The sequence below is a fragment of the Actinoplanes sp. NBRC 103695 genome (assembly GCF_030269485.1).
Lineage (GTDB): Bacteria > Actinomycetota > Actinomycetes > Mycobacteriales > Micromonosporaceae > Actinoplanes.
This window is the reverse complement of sequence record NZ_BSTL01000022.1, coordinates 10,483-27,480: the sequence shown is the minus strand read 5'-3', so window position 1 is coordinate 27,480 and position 16,998 is coordinate 10,483. Positions and strand designations below refer to the sequence as shown.

Genomic DNA, 16,998 nt, shown 5'->3' with positions numbered 1-16,998 from the left:
CGTTCGGCGGAATCGGTTCGTAGCTCAACTGTGGTCGTCGTGCTGCGGCCCTGGGCGGTCATCTCGAGCCCTTCCGGACCTGGGAATGCGCGACCTAGGACTGTCCGGTCCACCCGGCTCGCCGACCCGCCGGGCACAATGTGACCATGGCCGCCATCAACCGCGAGCTCGCCGATTTCCTGCGGCGGGCGCGCAGCCAACAGGACCCGCAGCGAGCCGGATTACCGGCTGATATCCGCGTGCGCCGCGTGCCGGGCCTGCGCCGCGAGGAGGTGGCGCTGCTCGCCGGGGTCTCGACGGATTACTACGCCCGCCTTGAGCAGGGACGCCGCATCGTGCCTTCGCCGGCCGTGATCGCGGCGCTCGCGCGCGCTCTCAATCTCGATCCGGCCGGCCAGAGCCACCTCGAGGACCTCATCGGTGCCGGCTCGTCCGGCTCGCCGCGCGCTCGTACGTCAGGGGCCGTGCCGGGGGTGCAACGGATCCGGCCCGGCGTGCAGCAGCTGCTGGACAACCTCGACACCGTGCCGGTACTCGTTCTCGGCCGCGGCAGCAGCGTGCTGGCGGCGAACCGGTTGGCTCGGGCATTGTTCGCCGACTTCGAACGGATGCCCGCACGCGAGCGGAACTACGCCCGCTGGATTCTCCTCGACCCCGAGGCTCGGGCTCTGTTCGTCGACTGGGATCAGCAGGCAAGAACCGCCGTCCAAAGCCTGCGCCTCGAGTTCGGCGCCCATCCGAACGACCGATCGACCACCGAGCTCATCGACGACCTCCGCGCTCGAAGTCCCGAGTTCGAGCGATGGTGGAACGAGCACCGCGTCTATCAGCGCACCTACGGGACCAAGAAGCTTCGCCACCCGGTCGTCGGTGACCTGTCGATCGACTACGAGACCGTCACCCTGCCCGGCGACAAGGAGACGACGGTGTTCCTCTACAGCACCGAACCCAACTCACCCTCCCAGCACGCCTTGAGCCTGCTGGCGAGCTGGTCGTTGAGCTCCGCATCGCTCCGGCCCGCCCCACCAGCCTGAAGGCAAGCCGCCGATATCCGTCACCGTCCTTCTGTTGTGGAGTGACCCCACTTCAGGGTCGTCTCAAAGATCGCGGGAGGCACCGGGGCGCATCGTCCTGCCGGCGCAGGCGAACATCCGCGCGAAGGGCGAGACTCGGCGCATTATTCTGCCGATGAGAGGGCGACCGAATCTAGCGACATTGACCCGCCTCAACCCGTAAGGGCAATGTCAGGGAACTTCGTAGTGCCAAATCCCGATGTGGACCAGTCTCAGCGTTGAATAGCCTCACCGTATGCCGTGGCAGTTGAATTCCCGGGCGGCCGGGTGGAGCGAAGCGTGCTGCCCCCGTGGAGCATCGACGTTGCCAAGCGAGTCCTTGCGACCCGTGTGCAGGACACCAGTTTCGTTCTCGACCAGCTCGAAATCTTGGCGAACGGCGGCAACCCGGACGCACAGCAGCAGTCTCTCCCCGTCGGACTCGGCCGCCTGCTGGACCTCACACGCGTCGGCATGTTCGGCCAATCGGCCGGTGGTTTCACCTCCGGAGAAACAATGGTCTCCGACCACCGCATCGACGCCGGCGCCGATCTGGACGGCAGCATGGCATTCTCGCAGCCCGCTCGAGACTTCGGCCGCGTCGCCAACGAAGGGCTGGACCGGCCATTCCTCCTCATGAGCGCGGGAGACCACAGCGCGCCGTCCGACCCCTCCTGGCAACAGTTCCTGCGCAGCCACCGCGGTTGGCAGCTACAACTGCATATGCCCGCGGGAGAGCACTTCACCTACACCGACCACCAGGCGTTGCTACCTCAGATCGTCGCGCAACTCGGGTTGGAACCGGATTTGCAGGCACCCATCATCGGCGACGTGGACCCTTCACGAAGCATCGCCTCCCAACGCGCCTACCTCACCGCGTACTTCGATGAACACCTGCGGCACCGGCCGCAACGACTGCTCGACGGCGCCTCTCCTGACCACCCCGACGTCCAATTCCTGGGCTGAACCGGGCGTTGCCGAGCTCGCCGCACCGCAGATGGGGTCCGCGGATCAGCGAGCATGGCGTCGATGCCTGCTGCGACCCGATCAACCTGGTCGGTGGACCCCTCGGGCAGCATGGGGAGTGGCGGCGCGGCAGGTTCCGGCATCGCCGCATTGTCCTACTCAATACCCTGTAACGGCAGGTCCAACAACGCGGTTGGCCGCCCCAACTTGACCAGCCATCACCGCGCCTTCTGGACTGTGGTCGCGGTAACGGCGCGGGTATCGCCGCTGTTGCCGTTAATCGGTGATCAGGGCGCCGTGCAGGAAAAGGTTGACGACCTGTTCGGCTGGCAGTGGCTGAACTTCGTTCGGGGCTCGGGTGCAGAATCGCGACATGCTGAGGAAGATTTCGGCGAGGGCTTCGGCGGACAGGCGTAGACGTTGCTCGTCCGGCTTCAGCAGTTTCGCGACGGCCTGCTGGATCTCCGGCAGGCTGCCGAGGGCCCGGAAGTTGTTTCGGCTCAATGGTGGGGTGCCCGTCTCAGTAACCGTACCGTCGTACCCGAAGCCGGCTTGATCGAAGGCTTCGAGGTCAGCGCGGATGCGATCGTAGTAGCCGCCGAGGATGCGAACTACCTCGAGAAGGCGCGGCCCCACCGGCTGATCCATACGGATCGCATCCAGCTTACGTATTTCCTCAGCGGGGTCGCTCGCCGCGCTCAGACGCGCCATCAACATGGACGTCCAAGCTTGAATGACTGCGTCCTTGTCGGGGAAGACCGTCAGGAGCTCGGCTTCGCTGATTCCCGCGGCTGCGGCTATCCGTGCCGTGGTCAAGGTCTCGTACTCGCCGAGCAGGGGAACCGTCGCCTGCACGATGGCCTTGCGGAGTTGTTCTGAACTCATGACGGCCACCACTTTGCTCAGGGTCCGGCTGCCCTGCACGGTAGAACGTGAAAGCAACCAGGTTGAGCAGTCGGTCTCGCGCGGCTGGGCAAAGCTCGCCGCTCGGCTCACCGACAAGACCGAGGGCCGCCCGGTTCATGGACCACCTCGACGCCGCGGCCCGCCGCACCGACTTCAACCTCGCGGCCGTCGCCGGCGCACGTGAGGGATCCGCTACCAGGCTCACTCGATCGGGTGACGGCTTGATGACGTCGAGTGCAATGGCGTCATGACTGCTACGCGCCGGATCGTTGCCGCCGCTGCCCCGGTGCCAGCGTGGGCCGCTCGATCGGCACGGGAAGCGATGCGTTCACAGCGGTGGCAGCTGACGATTTCGGTGCTCGCGATCGTCGCCGGCGCCGCGATCCTCGTGCCGTGGTCGTGGTGGCGGCAGGGTGCACGGCTGGCGACCGCGCCCGGCTGGCGGTGGTTGCCAGTGGTCCTGATGGCGGTCGGCCTGGCAGGGGTGGCCCGGCGACGGCGTGCCGGAAATGCCACCGGACGCCGGCCCTCGACCGTGCGGGCGCCGCTGTTCGTGCATGTCGTGGGTCTGCTCCTGGTCGCAGTGACCGCCGCCGCGCTGGTCGGGATAGGTCTGTGGGTGCTGCTCGGACGCCCGCCCCTGGTGGCCGCCGGCACCGGACGAGCGCCTGGAGCTGCTGCGGCGTGGAGCGTGCAGAACACCCTCAACGCGATGAAGATCGTGCTGTCCGTCGTGGCCGGCATCGGCGGCGTGGTAGCCCTGACGGTCGCCTACCGCAAGCAGGGCCACAGCGAGGCCGCCGAGCACCGCGAAGACACCAAGCTGTTCACCGAACGGTTCGGCAAGGCCGCCGACGAGCTCGGCTCAGACAAGGCCGCCGTCCGTCTCGCCGGCGTGTACGCCATGGCCGGCCTCGCCGACGACTGGAAAGAAGGCCGGCAAAGATGCATCAGCGTGCTCTGCGCCTACCTGCGCATGCCCTACACACCGCCCGAAAAGGACCCGCCGCCCCTGGCCGTTACCGCGCCAGTGGGCCTGCCGCTCAGCACAGCGAAGAGCGCCGACAACGGCGAGGCTCGCCAGGAACAGCAGGTCCGCCACACCGTCTTGGAGGTGATCCGGGAACACCTCCTGCCGGTTAACGCTGATCAACGGTCACGCTGGCACGGTCGCCGCTTCGACATTCGCGGTGCCACGATCGCCGGCGGAAACCTGACGGGAATCGACGTTGCCGATGACACCTTGATCGACTTCGAGGGCGCGATGTTCTCCGGCGGCGCGGTCAACTTCGGGAACTCGAGCTTCTCCGGTGGCACGGTCAACTTCGGGTCCGCGACGTTCTCCGGCGGCACGGTCAACTTCGGGAACTCGAGGTTCTCCGGCGGCACGGTCAACTTCGGGTCCGCGACGTTCTCCGGCGGCACGGTCAACTTCCGGAACTCGAACTTCTCCGGCAGCACGGTCAACTTCCGGGACTCGACGTTCTCCGGCAGCACGGTCAACTTCGGGGACTCAAGGTTCTCCGGCGGCACGGTCAACTTCGGGTCCGCGACGTTCTCCGGCAGCACGGTCAACTTCTGGAGCTCGAGGTTCTCCGGCGGAACGGTCAACTTCGGGGACTCGAGGTTCTCCGGCGGAACGGTCGACTTCTGGTCCGCGAGGTTCACGGGCGGCGCGGTTGACTTCTGGTATGCGAGGTTCTCCGGCGGCGCGGTGGACTTGTCCCGTCCGGCGAGCTGGAAGATCCCCCCACAGGGGGTGAGCGGATCAGAACCGGGAGCCCGGTGGCCGACGTCTGAGCATCTGGCAGTGATCAAGACCACCTGAGCGTCCGAATAACGATCGCGAGGTCAGAAGGTGTATTTGCGCTGATTCCTCAAGCCGGGCGCGATCCGGCCGATTGTCGGCGGTATGGGTGCGGATCTGGTGGCGGTGCGGTCCGGCTTCGCGGCGAGTAAGGGCGACGCTGAGCGGGCGGTCATCGAGATCGTCTCCGGTCGGCGTAACCGTGGCGGCACGATGATCGCGTTGTCCAGCCCGGGCGCGCGCAGTGTGGTGCTGGTCCAGGCCCGCCGGGGTGTGTGCGACGAGGTCGTCGTGGTCGGTGCACCGGACGTGGACGTCTGCGTCGCGCTGGGGTTCTCGTTGTACGGGCTCGGTGACTGGGTGAAGGTCTCGCCGCGCGATGCCGACGCGTGGCTCGGTGAGGCCGCCGTGGCCGCGGCCGTGCTGGGCACCGACATCGACTTGACCCAGGCCGGCCTCGCCTGGCACGAAGGCCGGGAGGTGGTCCAGGCCCGGGCCGCGCTGCTCGCCTTCTTCGGAGCGGACCGGCGGGTGTTCACGACGCCTGGGCGGATCGATCAGGAACGCCTGCTCACCTACGATCGTGACGGGCGCCTGTCGCGCGCGGTGATCGCGATCAGCAAGCCGTACTGGGTCGTGCCGGTGTCGATGAGCGACCTGGAGCAGAACGGGATCCGTACCGCCGCGGATTTTGTCGGCGCCCAGGTCAACTATCTCTCCCTCCGCCGCACCGCCTACGTCATCCGGCGCGACGGCACGCCGCTGCAGATCCGCGGCCTCGGCCCGGACCGGGCGCTCAGCCTCTCCGCCTGGCGTCAGCAGATCGACGCCGGCCGGGCGCCGGTCTTCGGCTGACGCTCGGATCCGCCGAGCGGTCCGGGCACGTGGGCACTTCCCTAACGAGCAAGCCGCGCTCAAATGCGTCTACCTGGCCATCATGAGTCTCGACCCCACCGGGTCGGGAGTGGCGGGTCTCGACGATCTGCTCGTAGTGCTCGTAGTGCTCGTAGTGCTCGGCGGAGAGGCCGGCCGCTTTCGGCTCGGCTCCACGCGCGGGGGAAAGGCTCACCGGCCATCTTCGCCGCCAGCAGTACCGAGTGCAGATTCGGCGCATGTTCAGTCGATGATCTCGTCGATCACCGAAACGCCGCGCGGTGGCGTAGTTGCGTGGTCGAGGACGCGGGCGATGGTGTGCAGGAGTTGGTGGGCACTCACCGGTTTGGTGAGCAGTGTCGCGCCGGTGGGGATGGTGCTGCGGGTGGCGAGGATTGTTTCGGTGTATCCGGACAGGTAGATGACGGGCAGGCCGGGGTGGGAGCTGTGCAGGATCGCGGCGAGGGCGGGTCCGTGCATGTCGGGCAGGATCACGTCGGTGAGCAGGAGGGCGACACCGGGGTGGGTCGCGGCGAGTTGCCGTGCCTCGGCGACGGCGGCGGCGGACAGGACGGTGTAGCCGGCGTGATGCAGGATGCGTTCGGTGACCGCGCGGAGGCCGTCGTCGTCCTCGACGAGCAGGATCGTTTCGCCGGCGCCCGGGCGGTGCCGTTCCGCGGGCGTGGTGTCCGGTTCTGTGAAGTCGTCGGTGGCCGGGAGCAGGGCGGTGATGGTGGTGCCGTGGCCGGGCTCGGAGTAGATCTGGGCGTGGCCGCCGGCCTGGGTGATGATGCCGTAGATGGTGGCCAGGCCGAGTCCCGTGCCGTGGCCCTTGGGTTTCGTGGTGAAGAAGGGTTCGAAGGCCCGTTCCAGGGTGGCTTTGCTCATGCCGGTACCGGTGTCGCTGACCCTCAGCTGCATGTAGCGGCCGATTCGTGCGCTCGGGTGCTGGGCGGCGTAGTGCTCGTCGACGGTGACCGGTGCGGTGTCGATGGTGAGGGTGCCGCCGCCGGGCATGGCGTCGCGGGCGTTGACCGCGAGGTTGACCAGCACCTGTTCGAGGCGTCCGGGGTCGGCTTTGATCCGCCACGGCTGCGCGGTGAGGTCGGTGACGAGCGTGATGTCCTCGCCGAGGGCACGCCGCAAGAGGGTGTCGATGTCCGTGACGACGGTGTTGAGGTCCAGGACACGGGTCTCGGGTGCGGGGTCCGCGCAGGCGAAGGACAGCAACTGCCGGGTGAGGGCGGTCGCACGGTCGCCGGCGGCGATGATCTCGGTGAGGTCGGCGTGCAGGGCCCGCCAGGCCGGGTCCACGGCGGCGACCGGCTCGAGGTCGGCGGCGGCCATGCCGGCGTAACCGTTGATGATGCCGAGGAGGTTGTTGAAGTCGTGCGCGACGCCGGCGGCGAGCTGGCCGAGGCTCTCCAGGCGGTCGGACTGGCGCAGCCGTCGTTGCAGGTGTTCGCGGTCGGTGACGTCGGTGACGACGGCGCAGCGGACCTTCCGGCCGGCGAACGATGTCAGGTACGTGGTGACGGTGACCTCGGTGATCGTGCCGTCGTGCTTGAGGTGGCGTTGCGGCCGGTCGCGTTCGACCGGTTCCGGGGCCGCGCCGGCGGGGTCCGGCTCGCCGGCTTCGCGCGGCGCGAGCAGGCCGGTGTAGGTCATGGTGCGCAGGGTGTCGCCGGGCCGGCCGTAGTACGCCTCGGCGGCGGCGTTGGCGGCGACGATGTCGAGGGTGTCGGCGTCGAACAGCACGACCGGGTTCGGGCTGGCCTCGAACATCTGCCGGTAGTTGCGTTCGTGTTCCCGGGCGGCGTCCTCGGCGCGGCGGCGTTCCTGCAGTTCTCGGTTGACGGTGGCCAGCAGCGCGGTGAACTCCTCACCGAGCTCGGCGACTTCCCGTGGGCCGGAGACCGCGACGGTCGCGTCCAGGTTCCCGGAGGCGGTGGCGGTGCGCACCGTGGCACGCAGACTGCCGATCGGGGTGGTGATGCGACGCTGCACCACCACCGCGGCCAGCAGCCCGGCGATCAGGCCGAGCGCCACGATCAGGGCCTGGCGCCGCGCGAGCCGGTCGGCGGTCGCCGCCGTAGCCGACCGGTCCGCGCCGGCGAGGACCCGCCAGCCGGTGCCCTCGACGGCGGCCCGCCCGTACAGCCGGGGCAGCCCGGTCACGTCGCGGCCGGTGCCGGTCATCGTGAGCGGGGTGTCGCGCACCGGGGTGCCGGCCCACCGGAGCCCGTCGGGCCATCGCGTCAGCACGGTCGTGTGGTCCTCCGTGATGATCAGGAACTCGAGGCGGCGGGCTCCGCCGAACAGTCTGCCCGCTGCCGCGCCGAGGGCGGTCAGGTCGACGAACGCCGCGACCAGTCCGAGTCCGGGGATCACGGCGGTGATCAGAAACGCGGGTCGTCCGGTGCGGTCGTCGCGGACCGGCGCCACGGACTGCGGTGCGCGCAACGCGCCGGGCAACCAGGTTGCCCCGCCGTACGCGTTCGCCGCCGGGCCGCCGGGTGCCGGCTGGGACGAGCACGCGATGGTCCCGTCGCGGCGCAGCAGGTCCAGGTGCCCGTCCTCGGCGCCGCCCAGGGAGAACGCCAACCGGCAGGCGTCCGGGTCGCTGAACGCCTGCGCCATGCCCGGGCTGGACGCGACCGACTCGACGGTGCCGCGCACGGTGGTCAGGGTTTCGTCGATCTGCCGCGCCGCCAGGACGGCGGCCACGTGCGCGTCCGCCCGGGCGGCGGACACGGCGTCGTGCCGGGCCTGCGCCCAGCCCGCGTAGATGCCCGCCCCCGCGGTGATGACGAACAGCACCAGCAGCCCCGCCAGATACGACCGCAACGGCCATCGCCGGCGCACGGGTCGCAGCGAGGCCGCCACCGTGCCGGGGTCCCGTGTGCTCATGCGGCGCCTACTTCCCGACATCTGTGCCAGACCGCCGCCGACCGGGCCGAAGACGAATGCACGGTAGAAGCCAGTTCGCGGGCCGATCACGCATCACGCAACGCCATGGATGCGCCGACGCGTAATTTCCTTGACGGTACGCCGTCGGCCCGGCCGACATGACCGGAATCAGATGCCTTCCGGCGGCTGACCACACTCAAGCGCGGTACGACCCGGCCCAGCTCTTCCGGGTCAACCACAACATCCCGCAGTCGCCGGACGGTGGTCTGACATCCGTCACAAGGTTGCCTTTGACATCGGCGAGGTTCGATGCTGACCCCGTCATGAACCGGCACCCGATTCAGCCGACGGGGGATCCCATGGCACATCGTCCGCACGCCGGCAGGCTGCTCGTTGCGATGGTTGTAGTTGCGCTCGGCCTGACCGCACTGTCACCCACCGCAGCGTCGGCACAGCTGCCGGCCTCACCCCAGGTCGTCCTCGCCTGGAACGTTCACGCGCAGACCGCCATCTACGAAGTTGCCCGGCAGTCCCCCACCGCGGGCACCCGCAGCTTCGCCATGGTGCAGGGCGCCGTGTACGACGCGGTCAACGCGATCGCCGGCACCCCGTACGAGCCCTATCTGGTCGCGCCCCGCGTCCACCGGGGCGACTCGATGCCCGCGGCCGTGTCCGCCGCGGCCTACCGCGTACTCCTCTCGCTCTTCCCCGCCCAGGCGGACCCGCTGCGCGCGCAGTACGACGAGGCTCTCGACGTGATCCCGGACGGGCTCGCCAAGCGCCGCGGGATCAAGGTCGGCGAGGCCACGGCCGCCGCCATGGTCGCGGACCGGCGTGACGACGGCGCCTTCTCCGACGCGACCTGGCCGGTCGGCACCGCCCCGGGCATGTACCGCCTCACGCCGCCAGGATTCGTCCAGGCCGGCGCCTGGTACGCCTTCCTGAAGCCGTTCGTGGTCGACAACCCCGCCGCCTACCGCGTGCCCGGACCGCCGGCCCTGGACAGCGCCGCCTACGCACGCCAGCTGAACGAGGTCAAGTCACTCGGCTCGGCCACGAGCACCACCCGCACGAACGACCAGACCGAAGCGGCGATCTGGTGGGACGACTACCGCCAGGTGGAGTGGTATATCAAGCGCGGACTGGCCGCCGACCACGCGCTGAGCCCGCTGGAGACGGCACGGATGCTGGCGATGGTCGACGTATCCACCGCCGACGCGATGATCTCCTGCTATCAGCAGAAACGGCACTGGAGTTTCTGGCGGCCGGTGACGGCGATCCCCCTGGCCGACACCGACGGCAACCCGGCCACGGTCGCCGACCCGGCCTGGACGCCGCTGCGCGTTACCGCCCCCTCGCCGGAGTGGCCCTCCGGGCACGCCTGCTACACCTCCTCGGTCATGACCGCACTGCGGGAGTTCTTCGGCCGTGACAACCTGTCGTTCAGCGCTTACAGCGCCGATTCCGGCACCACCCGGCACTACGACAGCCTCTCCTCGGCCCGGGCGGAACTGATCGAGGCGCGGATCTGGGGCGGGGTGCATTACCGCGGAGCAACCCTGTACGGCGACCGGCTCGGCAGCACGGTCACCCGCGAGGTCCTCGCCAACGAGTTCGGCCGCCGCGACTGACCGCCCGGCGAGCCGGCGGGTCGGGTGGGTCGCCATACGTCGCGGCGTGGATCCGGCGGCGCCAGCCGGGGATCTCCGCCGCACGCACGTCCGGCCGGTGGTGGGCCCGGAGCGCGAGGCCGGGCTGGGTGGCCACACCGATGCCGGCGGCGACGAGGGACTGCACGACGACGATGTCGTCGCATGCGCGGGGTGAAGCCCTCACGTTGGCACGCGGCGCGCAGTTCCGCCTCGCACCGGTCACACCCGCCGATCCACGCGGAGTCGCGGTGGTTCGTGAGCCGGCCTGATCGCTGGCTCCATGCAGCGGCAGCAGGCATCAGCCGGCCCATTCCGAGGTGGTGCGGTGCTGCCATCCGCAGTGCCCAGCAACCTGTTTAGGCCCCAGTGCGGGTGGTCCACCACCGACAGGACTGTTGGCCGCTCACAATTCTGCTGCCATCGACGCGCCGACTGTCACCATTGGATCCACCTGCTTCCCACGCCGACAAAACTTGAGTGGCAGAGACCGCAACGGGGACAGAGCTCGACGGCACGAGGGACAAGCCTCGACGGCAAACGACAATCACGAAAGAGGGGACAGAACCGAGTTTCGGCGGCGAGCTCCCAGGTGTGCCCCGGTCCAGCCGTCGCCCTACGGCCACCTGCCGGTTCGAGCAGAAGGGCAAGCCCGGCGACGGCGTTGTCCAGTGCTTTGCCTGGCGGCAACGGAACCAGCGCGAGTCAGGATGCCACCCCGTTTCAGGGAGGCGATCCACGCGGGAACCCCATGGTGCTCCGGCCAGACCGGCATCGTGCGGCGCGGAGTCCAGCCGTTGCCAGCCGTTGCCAGATGGCGGCCCGCGGCGAGCCGCTCGACGTAGCCGGGCCACGACTCAGGCTGAGGGCGAGGTGTCATGTATAAATAGACGGTGTTCGATGGAATGCCGATCGTCGTCGAAAGGCCTCCCCCATGCTGAACGGATCCATGGCGCTGCGCTGTGTCCTAGCGCTGACGCTGCCCGCGGCGATTCTGAACGCCACGCCCGCCCGCGCGGCCACGACCTGGACGGTCACCGGGCCGGCCGGCGGATCGGCGGCGTCCGGCCAGGTCACCCTCAACGACAACGGCACGCTGGCGTTCGCGGTCACCTACGCCGGCCGCACGGTGCTCTCCCCCACCGCCATCGGGATCGAGACGACGGCCGCCGACCTGACCCGCAACCTCAGTTTCACGGGGCGTTCCGGCCGCACGGTCACCGAGACCTACCCGATGCCCACCGGCAAGCAGCGCAGCCGGTCCACCGCGTTCAACGAGGCCACGCTGTCGTTCACCGGTTCCGGCGGGGCCCGCCTGGACGTCGTGGTGCGCGCCTCGGACGCCGGTGCCGCCTATCGCTATGTGCTGCCGGGCAGCGGCTCGGTCACCGTACGCCGCGAAGCCTCGTCCTGGTCGGTGCCGACGTCGTCGAACGCCTGGCTGCTGCCCGCCGACCGCGAGGACCAGGGCTACCCGGTCCAGACCACCGCAGGGTCGGCGGCGAGCGGCACCTTCCGGGTGCCCGCGCTGTTCGAGGTCGGCGACACCTTCGCGCTGGTCGCCGAGAGCAATCTGGACGGCCGGTACGCCGGCGCCAGCCTGACCCACGCGTCCGGATCCGGGACGTACGGCACCCAGCTGGACAGCACGACCGTGACCACGAGCCTGCCGCTGTCGACGCCGTGGCGCACCGCGGCCGTCGGCAGCTTGGCCTCGGTCACCCGGTCGACCCTGGTCGACGACCTGTCCGCACCGTCGCGGATCGCCACCCCGGCCTGGGTGCGACCGGGCACGGTGGCCTGGTCGTGGCTGACCGAGCACGCCAGCCCGTCGAGCGAGAGCCGACAGCGGCAGTACATCGACTTCGCCGCGCGCAACGGCTGGAGTTACGTGCTCATCGACGAAGGCTGGCAGGATAGCTGGGCGCCCGGCGTGGTGAGCTATGCGCGCTCCAAGGGCGTACAGGTGATCCTGTGGTTCAACTCGTCGAACCTCTGGACGGCGGCTCAGCGCGAAACCTGGCTGCCCCGGATCAAAGGGTGGGGCGTGGCCGGCGTCAAGGTGGACTTCAGCTACGAGTTCACCCAGCCCACGTTGCAGTGGTACGACGCCATCCTGGCCCGGACGGCCGAGTTGCAACTGATGATCAACTTCCATGGCTCGGCCACGCCGCGCGGCATGCAACGGACGTGGCCGCACGTGATGACGGCCGAGGCCGTGCACGGTGCGGAGCAATATCTGCGGGCGGCGAAGAACACGATGGTGCCGTTCACACGGAACGTCATCGCCAGCATGGACTACACACCGGTCATCTTCAGCCCGTACAACCGGGACACCACCCCGGCGCACGAACTCGCCACGTCGATCGTCTTCGAGTCGGGCTGGCAGCATCTCGGCGACAACCCGGAGAGCTACCAGTCGCGGCCCGAGGCGCTGAGGATCCTCAACCAGCTGCCCACCACCTGGGACGAGACCCGCCTGCTCGGCGGCCGGCCCGGGCAGGACGCCTACTTCGCACGCCGCGACGGCCGGAAATGGTTCGTCGGCGGGCTCTCCGCCCAGTCCGCCCGCACCTTCTCGGCGCCGCTGAGCTTCCTCGACGGCGGGCAGTGGCTGCTGGAGACGATCAAGGACGGGTCAAATGCCACTTTGGTACGCGAGACCGCGACGGTCACCAATGCCTCGACGCTGTCCGTGGCGATGCCCGACCGTGGCGGGTTCGCCTCCGTGCTGTGCCCGTACACGAGCGGCCTGACCACCTGCGGCCCCGACGTGGGCAGTGTGCTGCGCGGGCAGGCGTCTGGGCGGTGTGCCGACGTGCCGTTCGCCGGCCAGGACAACCGGACGCGCGTCGAACTCTTCGACTGCCATGGCGCCGGCAACCAGATCTGGGCGACGACGGCCGCGAAGGAACTGCGGGTCTACGGCAGCAAATGCCTGGAGGTGGACAGCGCGAGCACCGCCGACGGGGCGGCCGTGACCATCTTCGACTGCAACGGCGGCACCCACCAGCAGTGGACCCTCACCTCCGACGGCGCCGTCGTCGGGGTGGCGTCAGGCAAGTGCCTGGACGCGACCGGTGCTGGCACCGCCAACGGAACTCCGCTGCAGATCTGGCCCTGCAACAACGGCGGCAACCAGCGCTGGTCACGATCCTGAAGCTTCGACAGGATCAGGCGAACCGGGTCGCCAGAGTCCGCGCTCTGTTTTCGAGGGGCGGCTGTCGGCCAACGGAAACGGTGACCTGCGTTTCCGCAGGTCACCGGCTACTTTTTGTCGGGCTGACAGGATTTGAACGACCGCGTCGCCCCGCGGCCGGGCGAGTAACCCCGCCTCGGCGGCCCAGGGACTCAAACCCGGAAATAAGTATTAAAGGGGCCCCGACCTCGCGTCGAACACACCGAATGACAAGTGGCTTCTGACTTGCGTAAAAGCAACCGCCAGCGCGGTCCTGGACTTGACCTTTCGCTTGCGCATGGCCGAGTTGACGTGTGCGTCCACCGTTCTGATGGAGAGTCCCAGCGCGTTGGCGATCTCTCGGTTGGTCCGGCCGGTGGCGAGCAGGCGGACCACCTCCAACTCTCGTGGCGAGAGGTCGTCGCCGTAGCCCTGCGGACCCCGTCGTGGCCTCCGCCGCTGGCGGCCGTGCTCCGACAGCACATGTTGTATCCGCTCGGCGTCGCCATGCGCGCCCAGGGCGGCCAGCTCCTGTCTGACCTGGGCCATCAGATGCGCACCGCCGTCTGGGTCCGCCGTGACGAGCAGACAGGCGGCCTGGCGATTGCGGGCCAGCAGCGCGTCGTACGGCCTGGGCAGCGTCTGCCAGGTGTCTGCGGCCTGACCGTAAAGCTCGGCTGCCCGTGTCGTGTCGCCGCGGCCTTCGGCGAGGATGGCCCGGCACAGCAGGAGGGCGGCCTGCCCGGCGGGTGCCTGCCGGTCGCCGAGGTTCTGGGCATAGGCGGTCACCAGCGCGTTCGCCTCGTTCATCCGGCCTGCCGACAAGAGCGCCTGTACGCGAACCGGCGCGAGGTCCGTCGCGTAAAGCCAGATGTTCTTCTCGGTCACCAGCCGCAGGGGTTGTTCGGTCCAGGCGAGCGCGTCCTCGATCCGGCCGGCCAACAGGTGCAGGCGGGCCAACCCGGCGGCCGGCGTCAGTGACGGGTCGATGAGGACGCCACCGCCACGGCCCAGCTCGATCGCTGATCGGAACGTGCGCTCCGCGTCTGTCCAGTCGCCGGCAGCGGTTTGCAGCAGACTGGTGATCAGCAGTGCGTTCACCTGAACCGTCGGTTCGTCGTCGAGTCCGGCCAGTGCGGTGGCACGGTCGGCCAAGCCGTCCCAGGCGCCGGTGAACCAGTCCAGCCGTAGGTTGATCGACCGGCATTGGTCCTGCAGCCGCTGGTATCCGTGCGTACGTGCCAACCGGGCGGCCAGCGTGACGCGATGGCGGGCCTCGTCGTAGCGGCCCCACTGCATCGCCGCCTCGCCCAAGTTGGCATTGCCGCGGACGATCTGGGATACCTCGTCCGGGGTACCCCCGGCGGTCGGGAACGCCGCGGCGGAGGCCCAGCCTGCGTCGTCGCCCAGTACCAGCAGGATGGTTGCCCGGTCGGCGTGCACCGCCAGGCGGTTGGGCGTTGGCGTCGAGGGGTCGGCCGCGATCGTGGCCGCCCGGTCCAGCCAGCGCCGGTAGTCGCCGGCCGAACCGTGGGTGGTGCTCAGCCAGCTGAGCGTGATCGTCGCGTGCAGATCGTCCAGCGGCCGCTCGGCGAGGTCCGGGATGGCTCGCTCCAGCGCCAGACAAGCCGCGGCGAACTCGCCGGTGTGCAGCAGCATCCGTCCCAATTGCCAGCCGGCCAGGCCGCGCTCGGTGGGGGCGAGGGTGGGATCGTCGCGCACCCGACGCAGCACCTCGACCAGGTCGTGCAGGAGCCCTTGGTCGACCCATACCATCAGGAGAGGCATCTTGCCCATCAGCCGAACCACTGCGGCGCCGGGCAGGTCGACGCAGGTGATCACCTCATGGAGCAGGCCCGCAACTGTCCGCAGGTCGCCGGAGGACATGGCCAGATCGGCGGCCTGCTCGGCGTAGCGGCTCCACTCGCCGACGGCACCGGCCTCTCGGAAATGCCGCTGCAGTTGGACGAACGGCGGCCGCAACAGACCCTCCAGCGCCCGGCCGGCGCGCAGGTGCTGGCCGCGCCGTTGGGAGATCGGGATCGACTCGTACACCGCCCGGCAAGCCAGTGAGTGCCGGAAGGACAGTCGTCCAAGCGCGTCCTCTTGCAGGAGCCGGCTGCCCAGCGCCTCGACAACTGCTTGCGGGTACTGGCTCTCCGGCAGGTCACACACCGTCAGCACGACTGCCTCCTCGACCGGATCGCCCAGCACAGCGGCTGCTCGCAACACTTCCTGCGCCGGTGCGCTCAACCGGTCCACGCGTTCCAGCACCGCATCCCGCACGCTTGGCGGCACCGCGATGTCCTCCGGCGCCCGCCGCAGCCACTCGCCGTCCTGAGTCACCAGGTCCGCCTGGTCACACAGCAGCCGTACCGACTCCTCGATCGCGAGCGGCAACCCGTCGGTATGCTTCCGCAAGAACGCGGCGAAGGCGGGGGAAACCGGTTCGTCGTACAACATGGACGATGCCAGCCGTCCGGTTTCCAGCACATCCAACGGGGCCAACTGCACCCGCAGCCGGGCCATTCCCTCGGGCAACCGGCTGGCCAACCACCGCAGTGACGAGTCGGCCGGCGCATCCTCCGGCCGGTAGGTCAGCACCAGACTCGGCTTCGGTGCGCGGCGCGCCGTCAGGAACAAGAGGAACTCCAGGGTCGCCTCATCCGCCCAGTGCACATCCTCCAGCACCAGAACCTGCAGGTCCAGCCGTTCCAGCACCTCGGCCACCGCCCGGAACAGCCGGTGTCGCGCCGCCGCCGGTTCCGTCAACGGTTCCAGAGCCGGCGGCAAGCCGGCCGTCCACTCCGGGAACAACGGCCGCAACGCACCGCCCAATGGGCTCAGCCCCAACTCGTCGACCCTGTCGACCGTGCTGGTCAGCGCCTCCACCACTGGCCCGAGGGTGAACGGCTGCCGGAATGGAGGGCACGTCCCTACGAGAATCCGGTCCGACTCAGGAGGCGATGTGGCGGCGAGCAATTCCCGCACCAGCCGGCTCTTGCCCATCCCCGCTTCGCCCTCGACCAGTACTGCCGCCGGCGCCTCGGCGAGCGCCTGTGTGATGGCGAGAACCTCGCGATCCCGGCCCGTGAAACGCGGCGCACGAACCATCGGCGCACGAACCATCGGCGCACCCGCCGGTCGCCCGCCGCCGGGACCGCTATTGGATCTTGTATCCACATGATCAATCTGAATACGGATTGTGTCCAGGTCAAGGCTCTGGAATCACCTGTGCCCGAAAGCTCACCGTCCGACCAGCCCGCGCACGACGTACCAACATAGTCCTTAATCGGGCAAACCTCGCGACAGGTTTTCGTGGTGGATCGATGCCCGTCCAAGTAAGTCATCGACGAAACCTCTAGGTATTTCCTCGGATATGCAGCCGCATCCACAGGCCTGGATACTTTCGGTCGCTGCATGTGTCGCAAGGGGGGCGTCACGGATGACCGACCGTCAGCACCAGAGCGGGCGTCCATCCACGACCCCGCAGCGAAGCCGCCAACACCGCATGAGGTCGGGGCTTCTCCCGTCGGTACGGTCCCGGATGCGGAGCGCCGGACAGGCAGTAGCGACCAACCGTCCATCAACGACGACCAGCGACTGTGAGCTGGACGCATAGTCCGCATCACACGGCTCAGGGGGCACCACCGTGCT

9 protein-coding genes and 1 pseudogene are annotated in these 16,998 nt (G+C 69.0%); 7 read left to right on the top strand and 3 right to left on the bottom strand.

The features are described from left to right. Positions 1-146 precede the first annotated feature (146 nt). Together QSK31_RS33720 and QSK31_RS33715 are read left to right on the top strand one after the other, a co-directional pair. The gene (locus QSK31_RS33720; protein ID WP_285688643.1) at positions 147-1,034 is read left to right on the top strand and encodes a helix-turn-helix domain-containing protein; all 888 of its coding nucleotides are present in this window, start codon (positions 147-149) and stop codon (positions 1,032-1,034) included. Between the two features lie 279 nt (positions 1,035-1,313). Then, complete coding sequence (locus tag QSK31_RS33715) at positions 1,314-2,018, top strand: alpha/beta hydrolase (RefSeq protein WP_285688642.1); 705 nt, start codon at positions 1,314-1,316, stop codon at positions 2,016-2,018. A gap of 276 nt (positions 2,019-2,294) precedes the next feature. On the opposite strand, the gene QSK31_RS33710 is transcribed toward QSK31_RS33715, so the two are convergent. Next, positions 2,295-3,014 carry a TetR/AcrR family transcriptional regulator gene (locus QSK31_RS33710; RefSeq protein WP_285688641.1) on the bottom strand — a complete coding sequence of 240 codons (720 nt, stop codon included), beginning with the start codon at positions 3,012-3,014 and terminating at the stop codon, positions 2,295-2,297. A gap of 232 nt (positions 3,015-3,246) precedes the next feature. On the opposite strand from QSK31_RS33710, the gene QSK31_RS33705 reads away from it, so the two are divergent. The 3 genes and pseudogenes from QSK31_RS33705 to QSK31_RS33695 form a co-directional block, all read left to right on the top strand. Next, positions 3,247-4,752: a pentapeptide repeat-containing protein gene (locus tag QSK31_RS33705; RefSeq protein ID WP_285688640.1), complete on the top strand. Its 1,506-nt coding sequence runs from the start codon at positions 3,247-3,249 to the stop codon at positions 4,750-4,752. Between the two features lie 84 nt (positions 4,753-4,836). Further along, complete coding sequence (locus QSK31_RS33700) at positions 4,837-5,586, top strand: hypothetical protein (protein WP_285688639.1); 750 nt, start codon at positions 4,837-4,839, stop codon at positions 5,584-5,586. Continuing rightward, positions 5,579-5,695: pseudogene (locus QSK31_RS33695) on the top strand (transposase); the annotation flags it as partial. The gene QSK31_RS33700 and the pseudogene QSK31_RS33695, both read left to right, overlap by 8 nt. A 152-nt stretch (positions 5,696-5,847) precedes the next feature. Here the strand turns inward: QSK31_RS33695 and QSK31_RS33690 are convergent. Further along, positions 5,848-8,514, bottom strand: coding sequence for an ATP-binding protein (locus QSK31_RS33690; RefSeq protein ID WP_285688638.1), 2,667 nt, complete (start codon positions 8,512-8,514; stop codon positions 5,848-5,850). Between the two features lie 398 nt (positions 8,515-8,912). On the opposite strand from QSK31_RS33690, the gene QSK31_RS33685 reads away from it, so the two are divergent. Beyond that, positions 8,913-10,145, top strand: a complete 1,233-nt coding sequence (locus QSK31_RS33685) for a vanadium-dependent haloperoxidase (RefSeq protein WP_285688637.1) — start codon at positions 8,913-8,915, stop codon at positions 10,143-10,145. A 952-nt stretch (positions 10,146-11,097) separates the two neighbouring features. After that, positions 11,098-13,323 (top strand): glycoside hydrolase family 97 protein, encoded by a 2,226-nt coding sequence (locus tag QSK31_RS33680; RefSeq protein ID WP_285688635.1) that lies wholly within the window; start codon positions 11,098-11,100, stop codon positions 13,321-13,323. Between the two features lie 210 nt (positions 13,324-13,533). Here QSK31_RS33680 and QSK31_RS33675 read toward each other — a convergent pair whose 3' ends face one another. Then, positions 13,534-16,470, bottom strand: a complete 2,937-nt coding sequence (locus tag QSK31_RS33675) for a LuxR family transcriptional regulator (RefSeq protein WP_285688634.1) — start codon at positions 16,468-16,470, stop codon at positions 13,534-13,536. Between the last annotated feature and the right edge of the window lie 528 nt (positions 16,471-16,998).

Excerpts from the sequence above, each read along its gene's own strand:
- QSK31_RS33675 (WP_285688634.1), bottom strand. The coding sequence starts at position 16,470 with ATGGTTCGTGCGCCGATGGTTCGTGCGCCGCGTTTCACGGGCCGGGAT.
- QSK31_RS33690 (WP_285688638.1), bottom strand. The coding sequence starts at position 8,514 with ATGAGCACACGGGACCCCGGCACGGTGGCGGCCTCGCTGCGACCCGTG.
- QSK31_RS33680 (WP_285688635.1), top strand. The coding sequence starts at position 11,098 with ATGCTGAACGGATCCATGGCGCTGCGCTGTGTCCTAGCGCTGACGCTG.
- QSK31_RS33705 (WP_285688640.1), top strand. The coding sequence starts at position 3,247 with ATGCGTTCACAGCGGTGGCAGCTGACGATTTCGGTGCTCGCGATCGTC.
- QSK31_RS33685 (WP_285688637.1), top strand. The coding sequence starts at position 8,913 with ATGGTTGTAGTTGCGCTCGGCCTGACCGCACTGTCACCCACCGCAGCG.
- QSK31_RS33700 (WP_285688639.1), top strand. The coding sequence starts at position 4,837 with ATGGGTGCGGATCTGGTGGCGGTGCGGTCCGGCTTCGCGGCGAGTAAG.
- QSK31_RS33720 (WP_285688643.1), top strand. The coding sequence starts at position 147 with ATGGCCGCCATCAACCGCGAGCTCGCCGATTTCCTGCGGCGGGCGCGC.